The sequence below is a fragment of the Micromonospora sp. WMMC250 genome, from assembly GCF_027460215.1.
Lineage (GTDB): Bacteria > Actinomycetota > Actinomycetes > Mycobacteriales > Micromonosporaceae > Micromonospora > Micromonospora taraxaci.
The window spans coordinates 5,790,986-5,810,957 of sequence record NZ_JAPZBJ010000002.1 but is presented as its reverse complement, the minus strand read 5'-3'; the positions used below and the strand labels follow the sequence as shown (position 1 = coordinate 5,810,957).

Here is a 19,972-nt window from a genome sequence, read left to right as displayed (position 1 = left end):
CCGCCGCGCCCGTCACACGCTGACCGTGGTCAACGGCAGCGCCGAGTCGGCCGGCAGGTCGAGTCGGCTCGGTGCGACCCCCGCGGCGACCAGGTGCGAACCGAGTGCGGCCACCATCGCGCCGTTGTCGGTGCACAGCTTGGGCCGGGGCACCCGGACCTGGATGCCGTACTTCTCGGCCCGTTGCTCGGCCATCGCCCGCAGCCGCGAGTTCGCCGCCACTCCCCCGCCGATCACCAGGGTCTCGATGCCCTGTGCACGGCAGGCCGCGAGTGCCTTGCTGGTCAGGACGTCACAGACCGCCTCCTGAAAGGACGCGGCAACGTCGGCCACCGGCACCGGCTCGCCGGCACGTTGACGGGCCTCGACCCACCGGGCCACCGCCGTCTTCAGTCCGGAGAACGAGAAGTCGTACCGGTGGGCGGCGAGATCCTTCGCGGCGGTCAGGCCACGCGGGAACGCGATCGAGGCGGCGTCACCGGCGCGGGCCTCCCGGTCGATGGGCGGGCCGCCCGGGAACGGCAGCCCGAGCAGCCGGGCGACCTTGTCGAACGCCTCGCCGGCCGCGTCGTCGATGGTGGCGCCCAATGGGGTGACGCCTCGGGCCAGGTCGTCGACGAGCAGCAGGGACGAGTGGCCACCGGACACCAGTAGCGCGATCGCGGGTTCGGGCAGGGGGCCGTGTTCGAGGGTGTCCACCGCGACGTGCGCGGCAAGGTGGTTCACGCCGTACACGGGCTTCTCGGCGGCGAGCGCGTACCCCTTGGCGGCGGCGACACCGACCAGCAGCGCGCCGGCCAGGCCGGGCCCGGAAGTGACCGCGATCGCGTCGATGTCGGCCAGGGTGACGCCGGCCTCGGTCAGGGCACGGTCCATGGTCGGCACGATGGCCTCCAGGTGCGCCCGGCTGGCCACCTCGGGGACCACACCCCCGAACCGGGCGTGTTCCTCGACGCTGGAGGCGAGCGCGTCGGCCAGCAGGGTGTGCCCCCGCACGATGCCGACGCCGGTCTCGTCGCAGGAGGTCTCGATACCCAGGATCAGCGGTTCGTCAGCCATTGTCGTGTGGTCCGTCCCCGGTCGGCTCGGCGTCGCGCCGCATGACCAGCGCGTCGGTGTTGCTCGGTTGGTAGTAGCCGCGCCGTACGCCGATCGGCTCGAACCCGTACGTCGCGTATAGCCGTTGGGCGGCGGCGTTGTCCACGGCGACCTCCAGCAGGGTGCTGCGGGTCTCGCGGCGGGCCGCCTCGGCGAGCAGGTCCTCCAGGAGGGCACGGCCCACACCGCGCCGCTGGGCGTCCCGGCGGACGGCGATGTTCTGCACCCACACCTCGTCCGGGGGAACTCCGGCGAGCCCGGCGTAACCGAGCACCGCGCCGTCCTCGTCGACGGCGACCCGGTAGTGGTGTCCGTTCGCCAACTCGCTCCAGAACATGCCGGGCGACCACTGTTCGGCCCCGAAGAGGTCCGCCTCGATCGGCAGCACGTCGTCGATGTGCCACCAGCGGAACGGGAGGAGCCGTACCGCCGTCATGGCAGGACCGGTTTACGGCCGGTCGCCGCCACCGCGTCGGGGCGGCGCAGGTAAAGCGGGGTGAGCCGCTCGCCGGGCGCCGCCGCCCGGATCCGCTCGGCGGCGAGCAGCGCCAGCACTGTGGCGTCCGGGTACCGGGGCTCGACCCGAACGGGCAGGTCCAGGGTCTCGGCGTACCGGTGCGCCCCGTCGCCGACCGCGACCGTCGCACCCAACTCCCGGGCGCGCACCGCGGCCACCGCCGGGGTCGACACCTCGGGCCCGACGATCCGCTGCCCGGCGCCGTCGTAGACCGCCCAGTAGAGCTCCTTGCGCCGGGCGTCGCTGGCGGCCAACACCGGCTCACCGGACGCCGCCGGGTAGCCGATGGCGTCCAGCGAGCAGACGCCGTACGTGGGGATGCCGAGCACCTGTCCCATCGTCGCGGCGGTGACCAGGCCGACCCGCAGCCCGGTGAATGGTCCTGGGCCGAGCCCGGCGACGATGGCGGTCAGGTCACGTGGGCGCGCGTCGGCGTCGGCGAGGACCGCGTCGACCTGGGGAGCGAGCAGTTCGCCGTGCGCGCGGGCATCGACAGTGCACCGGTGCGCCCGGGACACCACACCGTCCGCCGAGACATCCACCAGCGCTGCGGTCACCGCAGGGGTCGAGCTGTCCACCACGAGTACGAGCACGGTAAGCCAGCCTAGCCGCCCCCGCCGCAGCCCTCCGTCACGCCCCGCCCTCACCCGCCGCCCGGCCATGCCGCCCGGTCACCCCCGCGCGACGCCGCTGCCCCCAAGCACGCAGTCGCCCCCACGCACGCGGTCGCCCCCCACGCACGCGGTCGCCCCCACCGCGCGGGCGGTCGCCCCCACGGACACGGTCGCCCTGCGGGACGCCGCCAACGCCGCGCGGGCACGTCGCGCCCCGGTTGCCGGCCCGATCCGGCCCTGGCGGCACCTGCCACAACAGCCGATATACCTGTGAGTCATAAATATGACTCACAGGTATATCGCTCACCAGCGAACGGCTTCCCTGCCGGCAACGCCACCGTTCGCACGACGGATCTTCGAAGAAAGCCATCCAGTCGTGAATCCGGCTCTGCGGTAGCCGCTCCGGCCCAGCGTGATCCACCATGCCGGGATGCCGTCCACACGCCTGACCACCCTGCTCGCCAACATGATTCGAGAGCAACGGCACCTGCGCGAGCTGAGCCAGTGCGAGCTGGCTGACGCGGCCGGGATCAGCCAGGCTGCGGTGGCCCGCATCGAAAACGGCAACCGCACGCCAAGCATCGCCGTTCTCGAGGCGCTGCTCACCGCGATGGACGTGCAGTTGGTGGTCGGGGTCGAGCCGCTGGACGCGCACCTCGATGCCCGCATCGACGACCTGGCGGTGCGTCCCATCGCGGAGCGGATCGAGGAGCTCGGCCTGGACGAGCTGCTGGACCGGCTTCCCGACTTCCCGCAGGTGCTCACCGGAAGCACCGCCGCGTTGTTGCAGGGCGCGCCGGTGCCGGTCGACGCGCCGGAGATCGCCCTGCGCTGGCAGGACTCCAAGCTGTTCACCCGCTGGTTGGAGACGAACTACGGCCAGCGGTGGAACGCCCGCTGGAGTGAGTTCGGCGGAGTGTGGTTGGAGCCGGAGGAGCCGGGCGAGCACCGGTGGTCGACCACGTACGGCGAGATCAGGGCCACCATGTGCGACGAGCTGCCCGAGACGATCGAGGTGCGCCACGGTCGGCGGAGTTACCAGGTGGTGCCGCTGGTCGAGCTGGAGCTGACCGACGCCCCGGCAGCCGAGTTGCTGCGCCGCTATCGGGACCGCCAGCTGACCAGCGGCGGCTGAGCTCAGCCGGCGGTGCGCTCCCAGTCGATGGTGGGCAGGCCGGCATCGGCGAGAGCCTTGTTGGCCGCGCTGAACGGTCGGCTACCGAGAAAGCCGCGCGGGTTCATCGGGCTGGGGTGGCCGGCCTCCAGCACCACGTGCTGCGGGTTGGTGACCAGGGCGGCCTTCTTGCGGGCATAGCCACCCCAGAGCAGGAAGACAACCCGGTTCGGTGACGCGTCCAGCGCCCGGATGGTCGCGTCGGTGAACTCCTCCCAGCCGGCGTTGGCGTGCGAGCCCGGCGTGGCCTGGCGGACGGTCAGCACCGCGTTGAGGAGCAACACGCCCTGGGCAGCCCAACCGTCGAGGTTGCCGCTGCGCGGCTTGGGAACCCCGACGTCCTCGCCCAACTCCTTGAAGACGTTGCGCAACGACGGCGGCACCGTCACACCGTCGCGGACGCTGAAGCTCAACCCGTGTGCCTGCCCGGCCCGGTGGTAGGGATCCTGCCCGAGGATCAGCACCCGGGTGGCCTGCGGCGGGCACAGCCGGTAGGCCGAGAACAGGTCCTCCACCGGCGGGAAGACGGTCTGCGTCGCGTATTCGCGGGCGACGAACCCGCCCAGCGCGGCGGTGCGCGCCGCGTCCAGGTGCGGGGTGAGCACGGCACGCCACTGCTCCGGCAGCAGGGCCAACAGATCCAGGGCGGGGGCGTCGTCGGGCATCAGGAACCTCTCACAGCGCGGGTCGGTCCCCCGCACTCTAGGCATCGGGTACGACAGCGGCCGGCCCAGCCCGGTCCGGAGAGCGCCGACTAGCCCAGGTCGGCGAGCCGCCGAGCCCAGTCACCACCGACCGGGTCCAGCTCGACGACGCGGGTGTCGTCGTCGTGGCGGTCGATCCGAACCCGCAGGTGCGCGTCGACCAGCTGCTCGACCAGGCCCTCGCCCCACTCCACAACCGTCACCGAGTCGTCCACCGAAGCGTCGAGGTCCAGATCGTCGATCTCGGCGCGCGGATCGGTGGCAGCCCCCAACCGGTACGCGTCGGCGTGCACCAGCGCCACCCGACCGCCCCGGGCCGGATCGGGCCGGTGCACCCGGGCGATCACGAACGTCGGCGAGGTGACGTCTCCGAGCACACCGAGCCCGGCGCCGATGCCCTGCGTGAGCGCTGTCTTGCCGGCGCCCAGCGGGCCGGTCAACAGCACCAGGTCGCCGGCGCGCAGCAGCCCGGCCAGGCGGCGGCCGAACTCCCGGGTGTCCTCGACGGTCGGCAGTTTGACGACGTGACTCACCGTTCCTCCGGCTCTGCGATCGAATCGAGGAACCGCGCGAGGGCGGCGTTGACCTCGTCGGCGTGCTCCAGCATCACCACGTGACCACTGTCTTTGATCTTCACGAACTCGGCGTGCGGCAGCCGTCGGACGATCTCCTCGGAGTGGGTCACCGGAGTGATCATGTCCTTGTCGCCGACCACCACCAGGACCGGGGTCGCCGCCAGGGCCGCCAGCGCCGGGAAGCGCGAGTGGGTCGCCAGGGTACGCAGATAGCGGGTGACAGTGTCGGCCGACGTCCGGGAGTTCATCGTCTCCACGTAGGACACCAGCGCCGGGCTGGGCTTGCGGGTGCCGAAGCCGTACTTACGGGTCAGCAGCCAGGCCACGTTCGACGTCGACTTGCGGGCCTTGTCGATGACCGGTCCGCCGTACCTGGTGGCGTTGCTGACCATGTACAGCACCGGGCCGCCGACCCGGCCGAGCAGCGCGGGTGCGACCAGCTTGGTCTCCGCGACGAGCCCGCCCGACGTGGCCATCAGGACGGTGCCCACCACCCGGTCACCGAACAGCTCCGGGAACAGCTCGGCGAACGCCATGATGGTCATGCCGCCCATCGAGTGCCCGACCAGCACCAGCGGCCCCTCCGGCGCGGTCCGGTCGATCACCTGGCGCAGCGTCCGGCCGAGCACCGCGAGGTCGTACTCCCCGGTCTCCAACCGGCCGGAGCGGCCGTGACCGGGCTGGTCGTACGCCACGATCCGGTAGTCACCGCGCTCGGCGAGCATCTGTCGTTGGAAGTGGAACGTCCCCATGTTCAGACAGAAGCCGTGCACCAGCACCACTGTCGGGTGCCCCGACACCGGCCGGGTCGGCTCGACCACCTCGACGTGGATGTCAGTGCCGTCCGGCAGCTCCAGACGGAACGCCTCGTCGTACCGCTGCTCGCCGAACGTCTCGTGCGCGTAGCGGTCGGTCGGGTCGGCCTTGAAGCGGCGGACCAGTGTGCGTTCGGTCGCGACGCCGGCCGCCAGGCCCGCCGCGGCCACCCCCACCGCGGCGCCGACGATGCCGGCGACCCGACCCGCCGCGGTACGGGGGCGCGGGATGCGGTAGCTCATGGCCGTTCGCCGTCGTAGACCCGGGGCACCCGGGTGCCGCCGAAGCGGGTGACGATCTCGTAGTTGATCGTGCCGACCGCCTCGGCCCAGTCGTCGGCCGTCGGTTCGCCGTCGACGCCGCTGCCGAACAGGGTCGCCACGTCGCCGTCGGCCACCGGGTCGTCGCCGCAGTCGATCACGAACTGGTCCATGCAGACCCGCCCCGAGATGGTCCTTCGCGCCCCGGCGAGCTGCACCGGCCCGGTGTTGGACGCGTGTCGGGGAACCCCGTCGGCGTACCCGAGCGGGACGACGGCCAGGTTCGCGTCGGCCTCGGTGGTGTAGGTGTGCCCGTAGGAGACGCCGGTGCCGGCGGGCACCCGCTTGGTGAGCATGACCCGGGCCCGCGCGGTCATCGCCGGCCGCAGCCCGTACGTCTCGCCGGCGACCGGGGAGAGGCCGTAGATGGCGATGCCGGGGCGGACCAGGTCGAAGTGGGTGTCCGGGCGGGTCAGGGTGGCCGCCGAGTTGGCGAGGTGCCGCCAGCGCGGTCGCAGCCCGGCCCGCTCGACCATGGCCAATCCCTCGTGGAAGACGGCCAGCTGACGGTCGGTGGTGGGGTGGCCGGGCGAGTCCGCGTACACGAAGTGGCTCCACACACCGACCACCTCGATCAGGCCGTCGGCCTGCGCCTTCGCGGCGGCGTCCAGCAGCGCCGGCCAGTCGGCGACGGTCGCGCCGCCCCGGGACAACCCGGTGTCGATCTTGAGGTGCAAACGGGCGGGACGTCCGGCGAGCCGGCTCGCCTCGATCATCTCGTCCAGTTGCGGGAGGCTGGCCGCGCCCAGGTCCACCCCGGCGCTGATCCCCTCGTGCAGCGGCAGCCCCGGCGCGAGCAGCCAGGCCAGGACCGGCACCGTCACCCCGCCCCGGCGCAGCGTGAGCGCTTCGTCGAGGGTGCAGACACCGAGCCAGTCCGCACCGGCGTCGAGCGCCGCGCGGGCGGCCGGGAGCATGCCGTGGCCGTACCCGTCGGCCTTCACCACCGCCATCAGCTCGGCGGTGGTGCCGGAGCGGAGTCGGCTCACGTTCTCGCGGATGGCGTCAAGATCGACGCGTACCTCGGCCTGCCACATGTGCCCAGCCTACTTTCCGCCGTGATCACCGGGGGCGGCGACGCACGCGCGCGTGTGCCGACCCGGCTGGAACGGCACGATCAGCCCAGCCGGGCGACAACCGGGCGAAGCGCGGTGACCACGTCGGGCGCGGTCACCGGCCCACCCCGGGCCGCTTCCCGACCGGCGAGCCCGTGCAGGTACGCGGCCGAGGCCGCCGCCCGTTCGGCGGGCACTCCGGCGGCCAGCAGCGAACCGAGCAGCCCGGCCAGCACGTCGCCGGTGCCGCCGGTGGCCAGCGCGGGGGTGCCGGTCGGGTTGACGTACGCCCGACCGTCCGGGGTGCCGATCACCGTGCGATCCCCCTTGAGCAGCACCACCGCGTTCATCCAGGCGGCCAGCCGCAGCGCGGCGCCGACCCGGTCGGCGCCGGGCTCCTCCCCGCAGAGTCGGGTGAACTCCCGGTCGTGCGGAGTGACCACGATCGGCGCGTCCCGGCCCCGCAGCCGGTCGGCGAGCGAGCCGTCCACCAGCAGGGTCAGCGCGTCGGCGTCGAGCACCACCGGCACCGGGGCGGCCAGTACGGCACGCAGCTCGGCGGCCGCGTCCGTGCCGGTGCCCAGCCCGGAGCCGCAGACCCAGGCCTGTACCCGGCCCGCGTCGGCGACCCGGCCGCTGGCGATCACCGAGGGGTGCTGGTGCAGCACCTCGGCGCGGGCGCTGCCGGCGTAGCGGACCAGGCCGGTCGGCCCGGCCAGAGCCCCGCCGACGGAGAGCACCGCCGCACCCGGATAGGTCTCCGAGCCGGTGGCGACCCCCACCACACCGCGGGTGTACTTCTCCGACGCCGGTCCCAGCTCCGGCCACCACTCATCCAGGTCGGACCACTCGGTGACCCGTAGCGCAGGGGTGCCTCGTAGCCACGGCCGCAGCCCGATGTCGACCAACTCCACCTGCCCGGCCAGGGCGGCGGCCGGCCCGACCACAAGTGCGGGCTTCAGCGCGCCGAACGCCACCGTCACGTCGGCCCGCACGGCGGTCGGCCGGCCGGACGCGGACAGCGGAACGTGGCCGGTGTCCACCGCGACTCCGCTCGGCACGTCCACCGCCACGACAGTGGCCCGCTCACCGTCCCGCCCCCGCAGCTCACCGAGACGTTGGACCACCTCGTCCGCGTTCGCCCGCAGGCCACCGGTGCCACCGATGCCGACGATCCCGTCGAGGACCAGGTCGACCGGGCCGGTGGGCTGCGGCACCAGCCGACCGCCGGCCGCCCGCAGCGCCGCCAGCCCGGCGGCGTGCGCGCGCCCGGGGGTGAGCAGCAGGGCGGACACGTGGGCACCCCGGCGGGCCAACCGCTCCCCCGCGTACAGGGCGTCGCCGCCGTTGTCACCGGAGCCGACCAGCAGCAGCACCCGCCCGCCGTAGACCCCGCCGCGCTCGTCGAGCAGGAGCGCGGCCCGGCGGGCCAGCCCGGCGGCGGCACGCTGCATGAGCGTCCCCTCCGGCAGTGCGCCCATCAGCCCCGCTTCGGCCGCCCGTACGTCGGCAACCCGCCACACCGATCTCATGCCACCGTGTCCCATCCCGTTCGCGGGTGGGCCGGATCGGCCCGCCCAGCCGACGTCACCGTTCCGCGACCACCATCGCCGACGCGATCCCCCCGTCGTGCGACAACGACAGATGCCAGTGGTTGACTCCACGCGCCTCGGCCGCGGCGGCGACCGTGCCGGAGACGGCGAGCCGGGGGCGGCCGTCCGGGTCGGACACGATCTCGCAGTCGTGCCAGTTGAGCCCGGCCGGAGCACCGAGCGCCTTGGCCACCGCCTCCTTGGCGGCGAAGCGGGCGGCGAGCGACTCCGACGAGCGTGGGGCACCGGCGCGGGTGTGTCGCTCGGTAGTGGTGAAGAGCCGGTCGGCGAGCAGCGGCGTCCGGGTCAGCGCCCGGGCGAACCGGTCGACCAGGACCACGTCGATACCGACGGCGACGATCACCACATCACCCTACCGGCGGTCGGGGCCGCAGATTAGCCGTCGGGTCCGCGCTGGGCAACGCCTGTGGACAGGCCGGGGTACGCCTCACCGTCGGCTGTCCACAGGGCACGAGACGGCCACCGGTACGCGCCTAGCGTCAGCGCGTCGAAGTCGATCGTCCACGGGGGTGGAGTCATGACCGATGAGTCGTTCGTCGTCCGGCCGAAGGAGTTGCGGGCGGTCGCCGGCACGCTCGACGGCGAGGCGCACCGGCTGGCGCTGGGCCTCGCAGGGGCACCCGGGTTGCTGGTCGCGGCGCCCGAGTGGCGAGCCGGCGCGGCCCTGGCCGGGCTGGAGGTGGCCGCGCACGCCTGGCTATGCCGGCTCGGCGCCCGGGTGGCGGTGACCTCGCAGGGGGTGCGGGCGGCAGCCGAGGCGTACGAGACGGTGGACGACCGGGCCGCCGACCGCTTCGCCGCCCTGCCCCGGTGAGCAGCGTCGGTTACCGGCAACTGTGGGCGGCCGACCCGAGTGGGTGGCGGGCCGCCGGGGTGGCCTGGGCCGGGTTGACCGAGCCGGTCGACAGTCGCGCCGGTGAGCTGCGGGCGGCGGTCGGCCGGTTGCGGGACGGTTGGTCCGGCGCGGCGGCCGTTGCGGCGGGCTCCCGGCTCGTGGCTCTGCGAGACGAGCTGACGTCGGTCGCGCCCGCGCTGATCGAAGCCGATCAGGTTCTCGCCGAGCTGGCCGGGCGGCTGACGGTGGTGAAGGCGCGGCTCGCCGACGCGGTCGCCCAGGCGGAAGCGGCCGGCCTGGTGGTGGACCGCTCGGGCGGGGTGCACGTCGATCCCGCCCGACAACGGTCCACCGAGCGGGACGGCGTGGCGGCGGCCCGGGTGACGGCCGCCCTGCGGGACGCGCTCGACGCGGCGGGCGTCGCCGATCGGCTCGCCGCCGACCGGTTGGACGAGCTGGCCCGGGCCGCCGGCACCGGTTGGGCGTCCCCGCCACCGCCGGGCCGACCGGCACCGGATGCCACACCGACTCTGGTCCACGCCTGGTGGTCAGGCTTGACACCGGCGCAGCGACGGTGGCTGATCGGGCGCGAGCCGGCACTGGTCGGCCGGTGGGACGGCGTGCCGGCGGCCGACCGCGACCAGGCCAACCGGCTGCACCTGGGAGTGTGGCGGGAGGAGTTGCTCGCCGAGCGGCGAAACCTGCTGTCCCGGGTGCCGCCTCTGCCACTCACGTCGCTGCGGCTGCGCGGGGTCGCCGGCCGGTTGGCCGGCCTGGACGCGCTGGCCGGTCGGCTGGCGGCCGGTGGGGAGCCCCGGGCGTACCTGCTCGGGTTGGATCCGGCCGGTGAGGGTCGGGTGGTGATGGCGCTCGGCGACCCGGACCGGGCCGACCGGGTGCTGACCTACGTGCCGGGGATGACCGCCGGCCTGGACGACGCCCCCGGCGAGCTGGGCAGGGCGGCGCGGGTGCTGGACCGGTGCGCGGCGCTCGCCCCGGGTGACCGCAGCGCGGCGGTGCTCTGGTTGGACTACGACGCTCCGGACTTTCTGACCGAGGCTGCTTCGGCGGGTCAGGCGCGCGACGCCGGTCCGGCGCTGCACCGCTTCCAGGAAGGGTTGCGCACCACCCACGAGGGGCCACCGGCCCGGCAGACCGTGCTCGGGCACAGTTACGGGTCGCTGGTGGTGGGTGTGGCCGCCCGGGAGCACGGGCTGGCCGCCGACGCGTTGGTCTTCGTCGGCTCGCCCGGGGTCGGCGCGGCGCACGCCACCGAGCTGGGCGTGCCGCCCGGGGAGGTCTGGGCGAGCAGCGGTTCCGGCGACGTGATCCGCGCGGCCCGGTCGGCGGACGAGCTGGGGCGCCGCGCCCTGCTGGGTGCGGCACCGCTGGCCGCAGTGCTCGGTTGGCCGGACCGGACCGGGCATGAGCTGTGGTTCGGTCACGACCCGTCGGATCCGGGTTTCGGCGGCCGGGTCTTCGACGGCGGGCGGGGCGGCCACACCGGTTACTGGGACCCGGGCAATCCCGCACTGGACGGGATGGCCCGGGTCGTGTTGGGTCGCTGAGTGGCTACTCGACGGTGACCGACTTGGCCAGGTTGCGGGGCTGGTCCACGTCGTGCCCGCGAGCGGCGGCGATCTCGGCGGCGAGCACCTGCAACGGCACAGTGGTGACGAGCGGGGCCAGCAGCGTCGGCGTACGCGGCACGTAGATCAGGTGGTCGGCGTACCGCACGACGGCCTCGTCGCCCTCCTCGGCGATCACGATGGTCCGCGCACCGCGGGCCCGGACCTCCTGAATGTTGGAGACGACCTTGTCGTGCAGCATGCCCCGGCCGACCGGCGACGGCACCACGCAGATCACCGGGGTGCCCTTGTCGATCAGAGCGATCGGGCCGTGCTTCAGCTCGCCGGCTGCGAAGCCCTCGGCGTGCATGTACGCCAACTCCTTGAGCTTCAGCGCACCCTCCAGTGCCACCGGGTAGCCGACGTGCCGGCCGATGAACAACACCGTCGGCTCGGACTTCAGGTCCCGGGCCAGCTCGCGGACGGGCTCGATCCGGTCGAGCAGCTCACGCAGCTTGCCCGGGATCTCCTGCAACTGGGCGACGACCGCGCCCACCTCGTCGGCGAACTTGATGCCGCGCACCTGGGCCAGGTGCAGGCCGATCAGGTAGCAGGCGACGACCTGGGTGAGGAACGCCTTGGTGGAGGCGACGGCGATCTCCGGCCCGCCGTGGGTGTAGAGCACGGCGTCCGACTCGCGCGGGATGGTCGAGCCGTTGGTGTTGCAAATCGCCAACACGCGGGCCTTCTGGTCCTTGGCGTGGCGCAGCGCCATCAGGGTGTCCATCGTCTCGCCGGACTGCGAGATCACCACGATCAGCGTGGACCGGTCGAGCACCGGGTCGCGGTAGCGGAACTCGCTGGCCAGCTCCACCTCGCACGGGATCCGGGTCCAGTGCTCGATGGCGTACTTGGCGACCATCCCGGCGTGGTACGCCGTGCCGCACGCCACGATGAAGATCTTGTCGACGTCGCGAAGGTCCTGGTCGCTGAGGCGGACCTCGTCGAGAGCGATCTCACCGGTCTCGGTGAGCCGGCCGAGCAGCGTGTCGGCGATGGCCTGGGGCTGCTCCTCGATCTCCTTGAGCATGAACCAGTCGTAGCCGCCCTTCTCCGCGGCGGAGGAGTCCCAGTCGATGTGGAAGTCCTTGCCGGCGGCGGGCTGGCCCTCGAAGTCGGTGATCTCGATGCTGTCACCGGTGATCAGGACGATCTGGTCCTGACCCAGCTCGACCGCTTCCCGCGTGTGCTCGATGAAAGCGGCCACGTCACTGGCCAGGTAGTTCTCCCCGTCGCCCCGACCGACGACCAGCGGCGAGTTGCGCCGTGCGCCGACGACCGCGCCGGGCACTGCGGCATCCACAGCGAGCAGCGTGAACGCGCCCTCCAGTCGCTGGCAGACCACCCGCATGCCGGCGGCGAGCAGCTGCGGGCCGTCCGGCTGACCGGCGGCGCGCAGGTCGGCAAGGGCGGCGGCGAGCAGGTGGGCCGCGCACTCGGTGTCGGTGTCGCTGGTGAACTGGACCCCGTCGGCCTCCAGCTCGGCCCGCAGCTTGGCGAAGTTCTCGATGATGCCGTTGTGGATGACCGCGACCCGGCCGTCCGGTGCGACGTGCGGGTGGGCGTTGCGGTCGGTCGGGCCGCCGTGGGTGGCCCACCGGGTGTGGCCGATGCCGGTGGTGCCGTCACCGATGCCGATCGGGCTGGCCGCGCAGGAGGTCGGGTCGTCGGCGGCCCGCTCGGAGAGCACCTTCTCCAGGTTGGCCAGCTTGCCGGCCTTCTTCTCGGTCAGCAGTTGGTCGTCGCAGACGATCGCGACGCCCGCCGAGTCGTAGCCGCGGTATTCCAGCCGCCGCAGTCCGTCGAGCACGATGCCCAGTGCGGGGCGCGCGCCCGCATAACCCACGATTCCACACATGGCCCGCAGCCTAACCCAGTTTCACTCATGTTGGGTGCTCGAAAGTCGGGTTATCAATCACCGAATTTGAGCGATAGGTGGTTGGCGGGTAGCAACGGGACGAGCGTCACAGCCCGCTCCGGGACAGTCCGGGACAGACGGGGTTGCGGCACGCCTGCTGGTACGAAAGTCTCTCGGCGGGTTCCGCGCGCCTGTCCTTGGCCCGTTCGTCCCATACCCGATCCCGTCCGGAGCAGCCATGTCCGACGCGCCGCCGCCCGATCCGTCCCCCTCCTCCCCGTCGGATCCGGCTGCCAGCCCGCCACCGTCGGATCCGACGGCGCCACCGTCCTCGGCTTCGCTGCCGGCACCCGACCCGCTCGCCCCAGGCCAGCCGTGGGCGCCACCGGCCCCCTGGACCCCCGCGCCGTGGACGCCCCAACCGCCCACGACCGAGTGGACGCCGCAACCGTCCACCACCCAGTGGACGCCCGGATCACCAACCTCCCCCTGGATGCCGCCCCAGCCCGGCGCCTCGGACCCGACTCCTACCTCGGACCCGTCCCACGCCGGTTCGCCTTCGCCCGCCGGTTCGCCCCCGCACGCCGGCTGGCCCCCACACGCCGGCTGGCCGCCCCACGCCGGCTGGCCCCCGCCGCCCGGGGAGTCGCCGCAAGCGGGATGGCCACCGCACGCCGGCTGGCCAGTGCCTCCCGGTGATCCGCGGCAAGCCGGATGGCCACCGCACGCCGGCACGCCGCCCCACGCCGGGTGGCCCCCACCTCCGGGGGAGCCGCAAGCTGGATGGCCACCGCAGGCCGGGTGGCCACCCCACGGCTACCCGCCGCCGTACGCCTACCCCGGCCAGCCGCAGTCCAGCGCCAGCCAGGGCACGAGCGCCGGTCGGATCGTCGGAATCATCGTCGCGGCCTTCGTGGTGCTGGTCGTGCTCGTCTGCGGCTGCCTCTGCGCGGGTGGTTTCCTGCTCGACGAGCCCGGCTCGGACCCGGTCGCCGGCGAGCCGTGGGTCGTTCCGGACGACGGTTGGACCGCGCCCACCACACGTGCGCCCAGTCCGGAGCTACCCAGCCCCACGGCCCCGACTTCGAGCAAACAGCCGATCACCCGGCCGACGTCGGGGCCGGCCCCGGTGACAGTGGTCTACGAGGTCACGGGATCGGGCGAGGCCGACATCGCGTACTTCGACGCCGAGAGCGATCTCGTGCATGTCGACGGCGCGACGTTGCCGTGGCGCACCACCATTCGGACCAACGGCCAGACCAGGGTGATGGTCGAGGCCACCGGGCCCGACATCAACAACGCCACGCCAATCGACTGCACCGTCACGATCACCGGCGTCGGCAAGCCGGTGGTCATCAAGGAACAGGGGTACTACGGCATCTCCTGCGCACCCGAATGAGGCTGGGCGTGGCCGATCCCGCTTGATCGACACGAGATCAGCGAAGTCGCGGTATCCGGATGCCGTCGATACCCCGATATCGGCGATCTCGTGTCGATCAAGCGGGCGCGAGGACCGGCGCGGGCGCGAGGGCCGGCGCGGGCGCGAGGGCCGGCGCGGGCGCGAGGGCCGGCGCGGGCGCGAGGGCCGGCGCGGGCGCGAGGGCCGGCGCGGGCGCGAGGACCGGCGCGGGCGCGAGGACCGGCGCGGGCGCGAGGACCGGCGCGGGCGCGAGGACCGGCGCGGGCGCGAGGACCGGCGCGGGCGCGAGGGCCGGCGCGGGCGCGAGGGCGGACGTGGGCGTCAGCGGACGCGAATGAGCCCGACGGGTCTGGGGTTCGGCCCGTAGGTGGCCTTAGGCTGGCGTAGGTGACGAGCACCGATGTCGACCCGCTGGTGGCCCGGATGCGGCCGTTCGGCACGACGATCTTCGCTGAGATGTCCGCCCTCGCCGTGCGCACCGGGGCGGTCAACCTCGGCCAGGGGTTTCCCGACACCGACGGCCCACCGGAGATGTTGGCCGCCGCGGCCGAGGCGTTGCGCGGCGGGCACAACCAGTACCCGCCCGGCCCGGGTATCCCCGCCCTGCGCGCGGCGGTCGCGGCCCACCAGCAACGGTTCCAGAACCTGACGTACGACCCGGACGGCGAGGTCGTCATCACCACGGGAGCGACCGAGGCTGTCGCGGCGAGCATTCTCGCTCTCTGCGAACCGGGCGACGAGGTGGTGTGCTTCGAGCCGTACTACGACTCGTACGCCGCCTCGATCGCACTGGCCGGGGCGGTCCGGCGACCGGTGACCCTGCGCCCGACGGCCGACGGCCGGTACGCCTTCGACCCGGTGGCGCTTCGCGCGGCGTTCGGCCCGCGCACCCGGTTGGTGCTGCTCAACTCACCGCACAACCCGACCGGCAAGGTCTTCACCCCGGCCGAGTTGGCCATGGTGGCCGACCTGTGCCAGGAGTTCGACGCGTACGCGGTCACCGACGAGGTGTACGAGCACCTGGTGTTCACCGACGCGGGGAGCCCGCACGTGTCGCTGGCGACCCTGCCGGGGATGCGGGAGCGGACGCTGCGCATCTCGTCGGCCGGCAAGACGTTCTCCTGCACGGGCTGGAAGGTCGGCTGGGCGAGCGGTCCGGCGGCGCTGATCTCGGCGGTGGTGCGGGTGAAGCAGTTCCTGACGTACGTCAACGCCGCCCCGCTGCAACCGGCGGTGGCCGTGGCGCTGGCCCTGCCGGACGACTACTACACCGGCTTCCGGGACGGGCTCCAGCAACGACGTGACCAGCTCGTCGAGGGTCTCACCGACGCCGGGTTCGACGTGCTCAGCTCGGAGGGGACGTACTTCGTCACCGCCGACATCACCGCCCTCGGCGGCCGGGACGGGGTGGAGTTCTGCCGGTCCCTGCCGGAGCGTTGCGGTGTGGTGGCGGTGCCCACGCAGGTCTTCTACGACGACGTCGAAGCCGGCCGGCGGCTGGTCCGCTTCGCCTTCTGCAAGCGCCCCGAGGTGCTGACCGAGGCGGTTACCCGATTGCACGCGCTGCGGCGGTGACCCGGCGCTGGGGAGTTTGCGGCGCGGCGGGGAGCCTGTGGAGCTGATGTCGTGGACGATTCAGCTCCACAGCCTCCAACCGGCTCACTACGTGGCAGGGCTGGCGGTGCGGACCTGCTCGGCGATCCGTTCGGCGACCTCGCGGGCGGTCGCCTCGGTGGCGGCCTCGACCATCACGCGCACCAGCAGTTCCGTGCCCGACGGGCGCAGCAGCACCCGGCCGGTCTCACCCAGCTCGGCCTCGGCCCGCTCGGCCTCGGCGCGGACGGCGGGCGCGTTGGCGCCGACGGTCCGGTCGCCGACCGGCACGTTGATCAGCACCTGGGGCAGCTTGGTGACCACCGAGGCCAACTCGGCGAGGGACTGGCCGGTGGCTGCCATCCGGGCCATCAGGTGCAGGCCGGTGAGCACGCCGTCGCCGGTGGTGGCGTGTGCGGGCATCACGATGTGACCGCTCTGCTCACCGCCGAGCGCCAGGCCGGAGGCGCGCAGCTCCTCCAGCACGTACCGGTCGCCGACCTTGGTCTCGATCAGCCGGATGCCCTGCGCGGACATCGCGAGCCGTAGCCCGAGGTTGCTCATCACGGTGGCGACGAGGGTGTCCTGCGTGAGCGTGCCGGCCTCCCGCATGGCCAGCGCCAGGATCGCCATGACCTGGTCGCCGTCCACCTCGTCGCCGTCGGCGCTGACCGCCACGATGCGGTCGGCGTCGCCGTCGTGGGCGATGCCCAGGTGGGCGCCGTGTTGGACGACGGCCTCGCGCAGCGCCTCGATGTGGTTGGAGCCGCAGTCGTCGTTGATGTTCAGCCCGTCGGGCTCGGCGTTGATCGCCACGACCTCCGCGCCGGCCTCCCGGTAGGCGACGGGAGCGACCTCGCTCGCCGCGCCGTTGGCGCAGTCGACCACGACCTTGATTCCGTCCAGCCGGTGCGGCAGGGCGCCGACCAGGTGCTGGACGTAGTGGTCCGCACCGTCGAGCAGGTCGTGCACCCGGCCGACGCCGGCACCGATCGGCCGCTCCCAGGCGGTGGTGCTGTTCGTCTCGACGGCCGCCTCGATCTGCATCTCGATCTCGTCGGGCAGCTTGTGCCCACCGGCGGCGAAGAGCTTGATCCCGTTGTCCGGCATCGGGTTGTGCGACGCGGAGAGCACCACGCCGAGGTCAGCCTTGGCCTCGGCGGTGAGGAACGCCACCGCGGGGGTGGGCAGCACGCCGACCCGCACCACGTTGGCGCCCGCGCTGGTCAGGCCGGCCACCACGGCGGCCTCCAGCATCTCGCCGCTGGCCCGGGTGTCCCGACCGACGACAGCGAGTGGCGGGTGGCTGCGGTCCGTCTCGGCAAGTGTGTGCGCGGCGGCCACGGCGAGCGCCAACGCCAACTCGGGGGTGAGATCCGCGTTTGCCCGCCCGCGTACGCCGTCCGTGCCGAACAACCGACCCATACCCGCCAACCTCCGAATGAGCACAACAAGTGAGGAGAAAGCGGAACGGCCGACCCACCTCCCCGATTGGGGAGGCGGACCGGCCGTCCGTCAGAAGTACAACGCGCTGTGAAAGATCAGCGCTTCGAGTACTGAGGAGCCTTACGGGCCTTCTTGAGGCCGTACTTCTTGCTCTCCTTGACCCGGGCGTCCCGGGTGAGGAAGCCGGCCTTCTTCAGGGCCGGGCGGTCGTCCGGCTCGTTGACGATCAGCGCACGCGCGATGGCCAGCCGCAGCGCACCGGCCTGGCCGGTGGTGCCGCCGCCACGCAGGTTGGCGATGACGTCGAACGCCTCGGGCTTCTCGGCGGTGACCAGCGGGTCCTTGATGAGCTGCTGGTGCACCTTGCTCGGGAAGTAGGCCTCGAGGTCGCGACCGTTGCAGGTGATCTTGCCGGTGCCCGGGACGATGCGGACCCGGACGATGGCCTCCTTGCGCCGACCCACGGTCTGGATCGGGCGGTCACCACGCGGTGCGCGGGCAACGGGTGCCGGCGCCTCGGTGACCTCGGTGACCTCGGGGGCGACCTCGGTCTCGGTGATGTCGGTCATGCTGATTCCTTCGCCCGCGCTCACTGCGCGATCTGCTTGATCTCGAACGGCACCGGCTGCTGCGCGAGGTGCGGGTGCTCGGCACCGGCGTAGACCTTCAGCTTCTTGATCAGCTGACGGCCGAGCTTGTTGTGCGGGAGCATCCCCTTCACCGCGAGCTCGATGGCCCGCTCGGGGCGCTTGGTCAGCAGCTCGTCGTAGCCGACCTGCTTAAGACCACCCGGGTAACCGGAGTGGCGGTAAGCGACCTTGGTGTGGCGCTTGTTGCCGGTCAGCGCAACCTTGCCCGCGTTCACGATGACGACGAAGTCGCCCGTGTCGACGTGCGGCGCGAAAGTCGGCTTGTGCTTACCACGCAGCAACGTGGCGGCGTGGGTGGCCAGGCGGCCCAGCACGACATCAGAGGCGTCGATGACGTGCCACTGACGCTCGATCTCACCCGGCTTCGGGCTGTACGTACGCACAGGTCTACCTTGTCTCGTCGTCGGTCTGGGGTCGCGCGCCGAGGTGACCAGATCTTGCAGGCCGGACCAGCGCGCACGAACGACCAAGCGTACCTGATGGGGCACGCCTCTGGATGTCGTACAACAGCAGGCAACGATACCCGGCGCCCGGTACGCAGGTCAAAACGGGGGTACGGTCCCCCGCGTCGACCCGCCGTCCGTGGCCCAGCTCACACGTTGGCCAGCCGATTGGCCCGGGGCCGCAGGTAGACCACCCAGGTGACCGCGAAGCACAACGCGTACCAGCCGATGAAGGCCAGATAGGCGGCGTCGGCGTTGCCGGAGCCGAGGAACGACTGACGGAACGAGATGTTGACCAGCACGCCGCCGGACGCGCCGACAGCGCCTGCGATGCCGATCAACGAGCCGGTCATCCGCCGCGCCCACCGGGCGGCCGCCTCCGGGTCGCGGTGACCGGTGGCCACCGCGTCCGCCGCCCGGGCCCGGAAGATCGCCGGGATCATCTTGTAGGTGGAGCCGTTGCCGATGCCGGAGAAGACGAAGAGGGCGATGAACCCGGCGAGGTAGAGCCCGAACGAGCGTTCCCGGGCCGCGTACAGCACGGTGCCCGCGCCGGCCGCCATCGCGACGAAGTTCCAGAAGGTCACCCGGGCCCCGCCCAACCGGTCGGCCAGGTGCCCGCCCAGCGGGCGGATCAGCGAGCCGACGAGCGGACCGAGGAAGGTGAGCCAGGCGGCGTCGACCGGGGTGGGGAACCGCTCGGCGAACTGGAGCTGGAGGACCTGGCCGAAGGCGAAGCCGAAGCCGATGAACGAGCCGAAGGTGCCGATGTAGAGCAGTGACATGACCCAGGTGTGCGGGTCGCGGGCCGCCTCGCGCAGCGCGCCGGGCTCGTTGCGCGCGCCGGGCACGGTGTCCAACCAGCGGGCCGCCGCCAGCGCCGCCAGCACGATCAACGGCAGGTAGACCGCCGGAACCAGCCGGGGGTACGCGGCGCCGGCGGTGGCGAGGACCGCCAGCCCGACCAGTTGCACAGCGGGTACGCCCAGGTTGCCGCCGCCCGCGTTGAGCCCGAGGGCCCGGCCCTTGAGCCGCTCCGGGTAGAACAGGTTGATGTTCGCCATCGAGGAGGCGAAGTTGCCCCCGCCCACGCCGGTCAGGCAGGCGAGCACCATCAGGGTGGAGTAGGACACCCCGGGTTCCAGCAGCACCGTCATCGGCACCGTGGGCACCAGCAGCATGAGGGCGCTGATGATCGTCCAGCGCCGTCCGCCGAAGCGGGCCACCGCCAGCGTGTACGGCAGCCGCAGCACCGCGCCCAGCGCGGCGGGCACGGCGGTGAGCAGGAACTTCCCGGCCGGGTCGATGCCGTAGGCCGGGCCGAGGAAGAGCACCGTGACCGACCAGAGGCTCCACACCGAGAAGCCGACGTGCTCGGCGAAGATCGAGACCCAGAGGTTGCGCCGGGCGATCGGCGCGCCCGTCGCCCGCCAGAAGTCGGGGTCCTCGGGACGCCAGTCGTCGAGCCGGCGCGCACGGCCGGTGGTGGCCGGCGGCCCGGCGGCGACTGCGGTGCTGGTGAGAGTGCTCACGGCGACTCCTCCTCGTCGATGTGACGAGGAGGAACGCTAGGAACGCCGGGTTACCTGACAGTGCCCGTCGCGGGTCGGCCC

20 protein-coding genes are annotated in these 19,972 nt (G+C 72.8%); 6 read left to right on the top strand and 14 right to left on the bottom strand.

Going from position 1 to position 19,972, the window contains the following annotated elements; translation table 11 throughout:
- Positions 1 to 12 precede the first annotated feature (12 nt).
- From tsaD to tsaB, 3 genes are read right to left on the bottom strand one after another with little or no spacing between them, the layout of a single operon-like run.
- Complete coding sequence (tsaD, locus tag O3438_RS26340) at positions 13 to 1,059, bottom strand: tRNA (adenosine(37)-N6)-threonylcarbamoyltransferase complex transferase subunit TsaD (protein WP_030330026.1); 1,047 nt, start codon at positions 1,057 to 1,059, stop codon at positions 13 to 15.
- The gene (rimI, locus tag O3438_RS26335; RefSeq protein ID WP_269682353.1) at positions 1,052 to 1,534 is read right to left on the bottom strand and encodes a ribosomal protein S18-alanine N-acetyltransferase; all 483 of its coding nucleotides are present in this window, start codon (positions 1,532 to 1,534) and stop codon (positions 1,052 to 1,054) included. Before rimI ends, tsaD begins: the two co-directional genes overlap by 8 nt.
- Complete coding sequence (tsaB, locus tag O3438_RS26330; protein ID WP_269682352.1) at positions 1,531 to 2,208, bottom strand: tRNA (adenosine(37)-N6)-threonylcarbamoyltransferase complex dimerization subunit type 1 TsaB; 678 nt, start codon at positions 2,206 to 2,208, stop codon at positions 1,531 to 1,533. The genes rimI and tsaB overlap by 4 nt, the downstream gene beginning before the upstream one ends.
- A gap of 451 nt (positions 2,209 to 2,659) precedes the next feature.
- Here tsaB and O3438_RS26325 point away from each other — a divergent pair, with 451 nt between their 5' ends.
- Positions 2,660 to 3,364: a helix-turn-helix domain-containing protein gene (locus tag O3438_RS26325; protein WP_269682351.1), complete on the top strand. Its 705-nt coding sequence runs from the start codon at positions 2,660 to 2,662 to the stop codon at positions 3,362 to 3,364.
- A 2-nt stretch (positions 3,365 to 3,366) separates the two neighbouring features.
- Here the strand turns inward: O3438_RS26325 and ung are convergent, their stop codons facing one another.
- From ung to O3438_RS26295, 6 genes are all read right to left on the bottom strand, one after another.
- On the bottom strand, positions 3,367 to 4,068 hold the full coding sequence (ung, locus tag O3438_RS26320) for a uracil-DNA glycosylase (protein WP_269682350.1): 702 nt from the start codon (positions 4,066 to 4,068) through the stop codon (positions 3,367 to 3,369).
- Positions 4,069 to 4,157: 89 nt separating this feature from the next.
- Complete coding sequence (gene tsaE / locus O3438_RS26315; protein WP_269682349.1) at positions 4,158 to 4,640, bottom strand: tRNA (adenosine(37)-N6)-threonylcarbamoyltransferase complex ATPase subunit type 1 TsaE; 483 nt, start codon at positions 4,638 to 4,640, stop codon at positions 4,158 to 4,160.
- Complete coding sequence (locus tag O3438_RS26310) at positions 4,637 to 5,740, bottom strand: alpha/beta fold hydrolase (protein WP_269682348.1); 1,104 nt, start codon at positions 5,738 to 5,740, stop codon at positions 4,637 to 4,639. Before O3438_RS26310 ends, tsaE begins: the two co-directional genes overlap by 4 nt.
- Positions 5,737 to 6,855, bottom strand: coding sequence for an alanine racemase (gene alr, locus O3438_RS26305; RefSeq protein ID WP_269682347.1), 1,119 nt, complete (start codon positions 6,853 to 6,855; stop codon positions 5,737 to 5,739). The genes O3438_RS26310 and alr overlap by 4 nt, the downstream gene beginning before the upstream one ends.
- A gap of 80 nt (positions 6,856 to 6,935) precedes the next feature.
- Positions 6,936 to 8,405 carry an NAD(P)H-hydrate dehydratase gene (locus O3438_RS26300; protein ID WP_269682346.1) on the bottom strand — a complete coding sequence of 490 codons (1,470 nt, stop codon included), beginning with the start codon at positions 8,403 to 8,405 and terminating at the stop codon, positions 6,936 to 6,938.
- Positions 8,406 to 8,460: 55 nt separating this feature from the next.
- Positions 8,461 to 8,829: a holo-ACP synthase gene (locus O3438_RS26295; RefSeq protein WP_269682345.1), complete on the bottom strand. Its 369-nt coding sequence runs from the start codon at positions 8,827 to 8,829 to the stop codon at positions 8,461 to 8,463.
- 174 nt (positions 8,830 to 9,003) lie between these two features.
- On the opposite strand from O3438_RS26295, the gene O3438_RS26290 reads away from it, so the two are divergent.
- On the top strand, positions 9,004 to 9,300 hold the full coding sequence (locus O3438_RS26290) for a hypothetical protein (protein WP_269682344.1): 297 nt from the start codon (positions 9,004 to 9,006) through the stop codon (positions 9,298 to 9,300).
- Positions 9,297 to 10,889 carry an alpha/beta hydrolase gene (locus O3438_RS26285; protein WP_269682343.1) on the top strand — a complete coding sequence of 531 codons (1,593 nt, stop codon included), beginning with the start codon at positions 9,297 to 9,299 and terminating at the stop codon, positions 10,887 to 10,889. Before O3438_RS26290 ends, O3438_RS26285 begins: the two co-directional genes overlap by 4 nt.
- Before the next feature lie 4 nt (positions 10,890 to 10,893).
- On the opposite strand, the gene glmS is transcribed toward O3438_RS26285, so the two are convergent.
- Positions 10,894 to 12,807 carry a glutamine--fructose-6-phosphate transaminase (isomerizing) gene (gene glmS / locus O3438_RS26280; protein WP_269682342.1) on the bottom strand — a complete coding sequence of 638 codons (1,914 nt, stop codon included), beginning with the start codon at positions 12,805 to 12,807 and terminating at the stop codon, positions 10,894 to 10,896.
- A gap of 408 nt (positions 12,808 to 13,215) precedes the next feature.
- Between glmS and O3438_RS26275 the strand changes: the two genes are divergently transcribed.
- From O3438_RS26275 to O3438_RS26265, 3 genes are all read left to right on the top strand, one after another.
- Positions 13,216 to 13,506 (top strand): hypothetical protein, encoded by a 291-nt coding sequence (locus O3438_RS26275; RefSeq protein ID WP_269682341.1) that lies wholly within the window; start codon positions 13,216 to 13,218, stop codon positions 13,504 to 13,506.
- A 214-nt stretch (positions 13,507 to 13,720) separates the two neighbouring features.
- Entirely contained in the window at positions 13,721 to 14,206 is a 486-nt protein-coding gene (locus O3438_RS26270) for an MmpS family transport accessory protein (protein ID WP_269682340.1), read from the top strand.
- A 408-nt stretch (positions 14,207 to 14,614) separates the two neighbouring features.
- The gene (locus O3438_RS26265; protein WP_269682339.1) at positions 14,615 to 15,802 is read left to right on the top strand and encodes a pyridoxal phosphate-dependent aminotransferase; all 1,188 of its coding nucleotides are present in this window, start codon (positions 14,615 to 14,617) and stop codon (positions 15,800 to 15,802) included.
- An 87-nt stretch (positions 15,803 to 15,889) separates the two neighbouring features.
- On the opposite strand, the gene glmM is transcribed toward O3438_RS26265, so the two are convergent.
- The 4 genes from glmM to O3438_RS26245 form a co-directional block, all read right to left on the bottom strand.
- Positions 15,890 to 17,245 carry a phosphoglucosamine mutase gene (glmM, locus tag O3438_RS26260; protein WP_269682338.1) on the bottom strand — a complete coding sequence of 452 codons (1,356 nt, stop codon included), beginning with the start codon at positions 17,243 to 17,245 and terminating at the stop codon, positions 15,890 to 15,892.
- A 116-nt stretch (positions 17,246 to 17,361) separates the two neighbouring features.
- Positions 17,362 to 17,835 carry a 30S ribosomal protein S9 gene (gene rpsI / locus O3438_RS26255; protein ID WP_269682337.1) on the bottom strand — a complete coding sequence of 158 codons (474 nt, stop codon included), beginning with the start codon at positions 17,833 to 17,835 and terminating at the stop codon, positions 17,362 to 17,364.
- Between the two features lie 20 nt (positions 17,836 to 17,855).
- On the bottom strand, positions 17,856 to 18,299 hold the full coding sequence (gene rplM, locus O3438_RS26250) for a 50S ribosomal protein L13 (RefSeq protein ID WP_088987625.1): 444 nt from the start codon (positions 18,297 to 18,299) through the stop codon (positions 17,856 to 17,858).
- Between the two features lie 209 nt (positions 18,300 to 18,508).
- Positions 18,509 to 19,891 (bottom strand): nitrate/nitrite transporter, encoded by a 1,383-nt coding sequence (locus tag O3438_RS26245; protein WP_269682336.1) that lies wholly within the window; start codon positions 19,889 to 19,891, stop codon positions 18,509 to 18,511.
- Positions 19,892 to 19,972 lie beyond the last annotated feature (81 nt).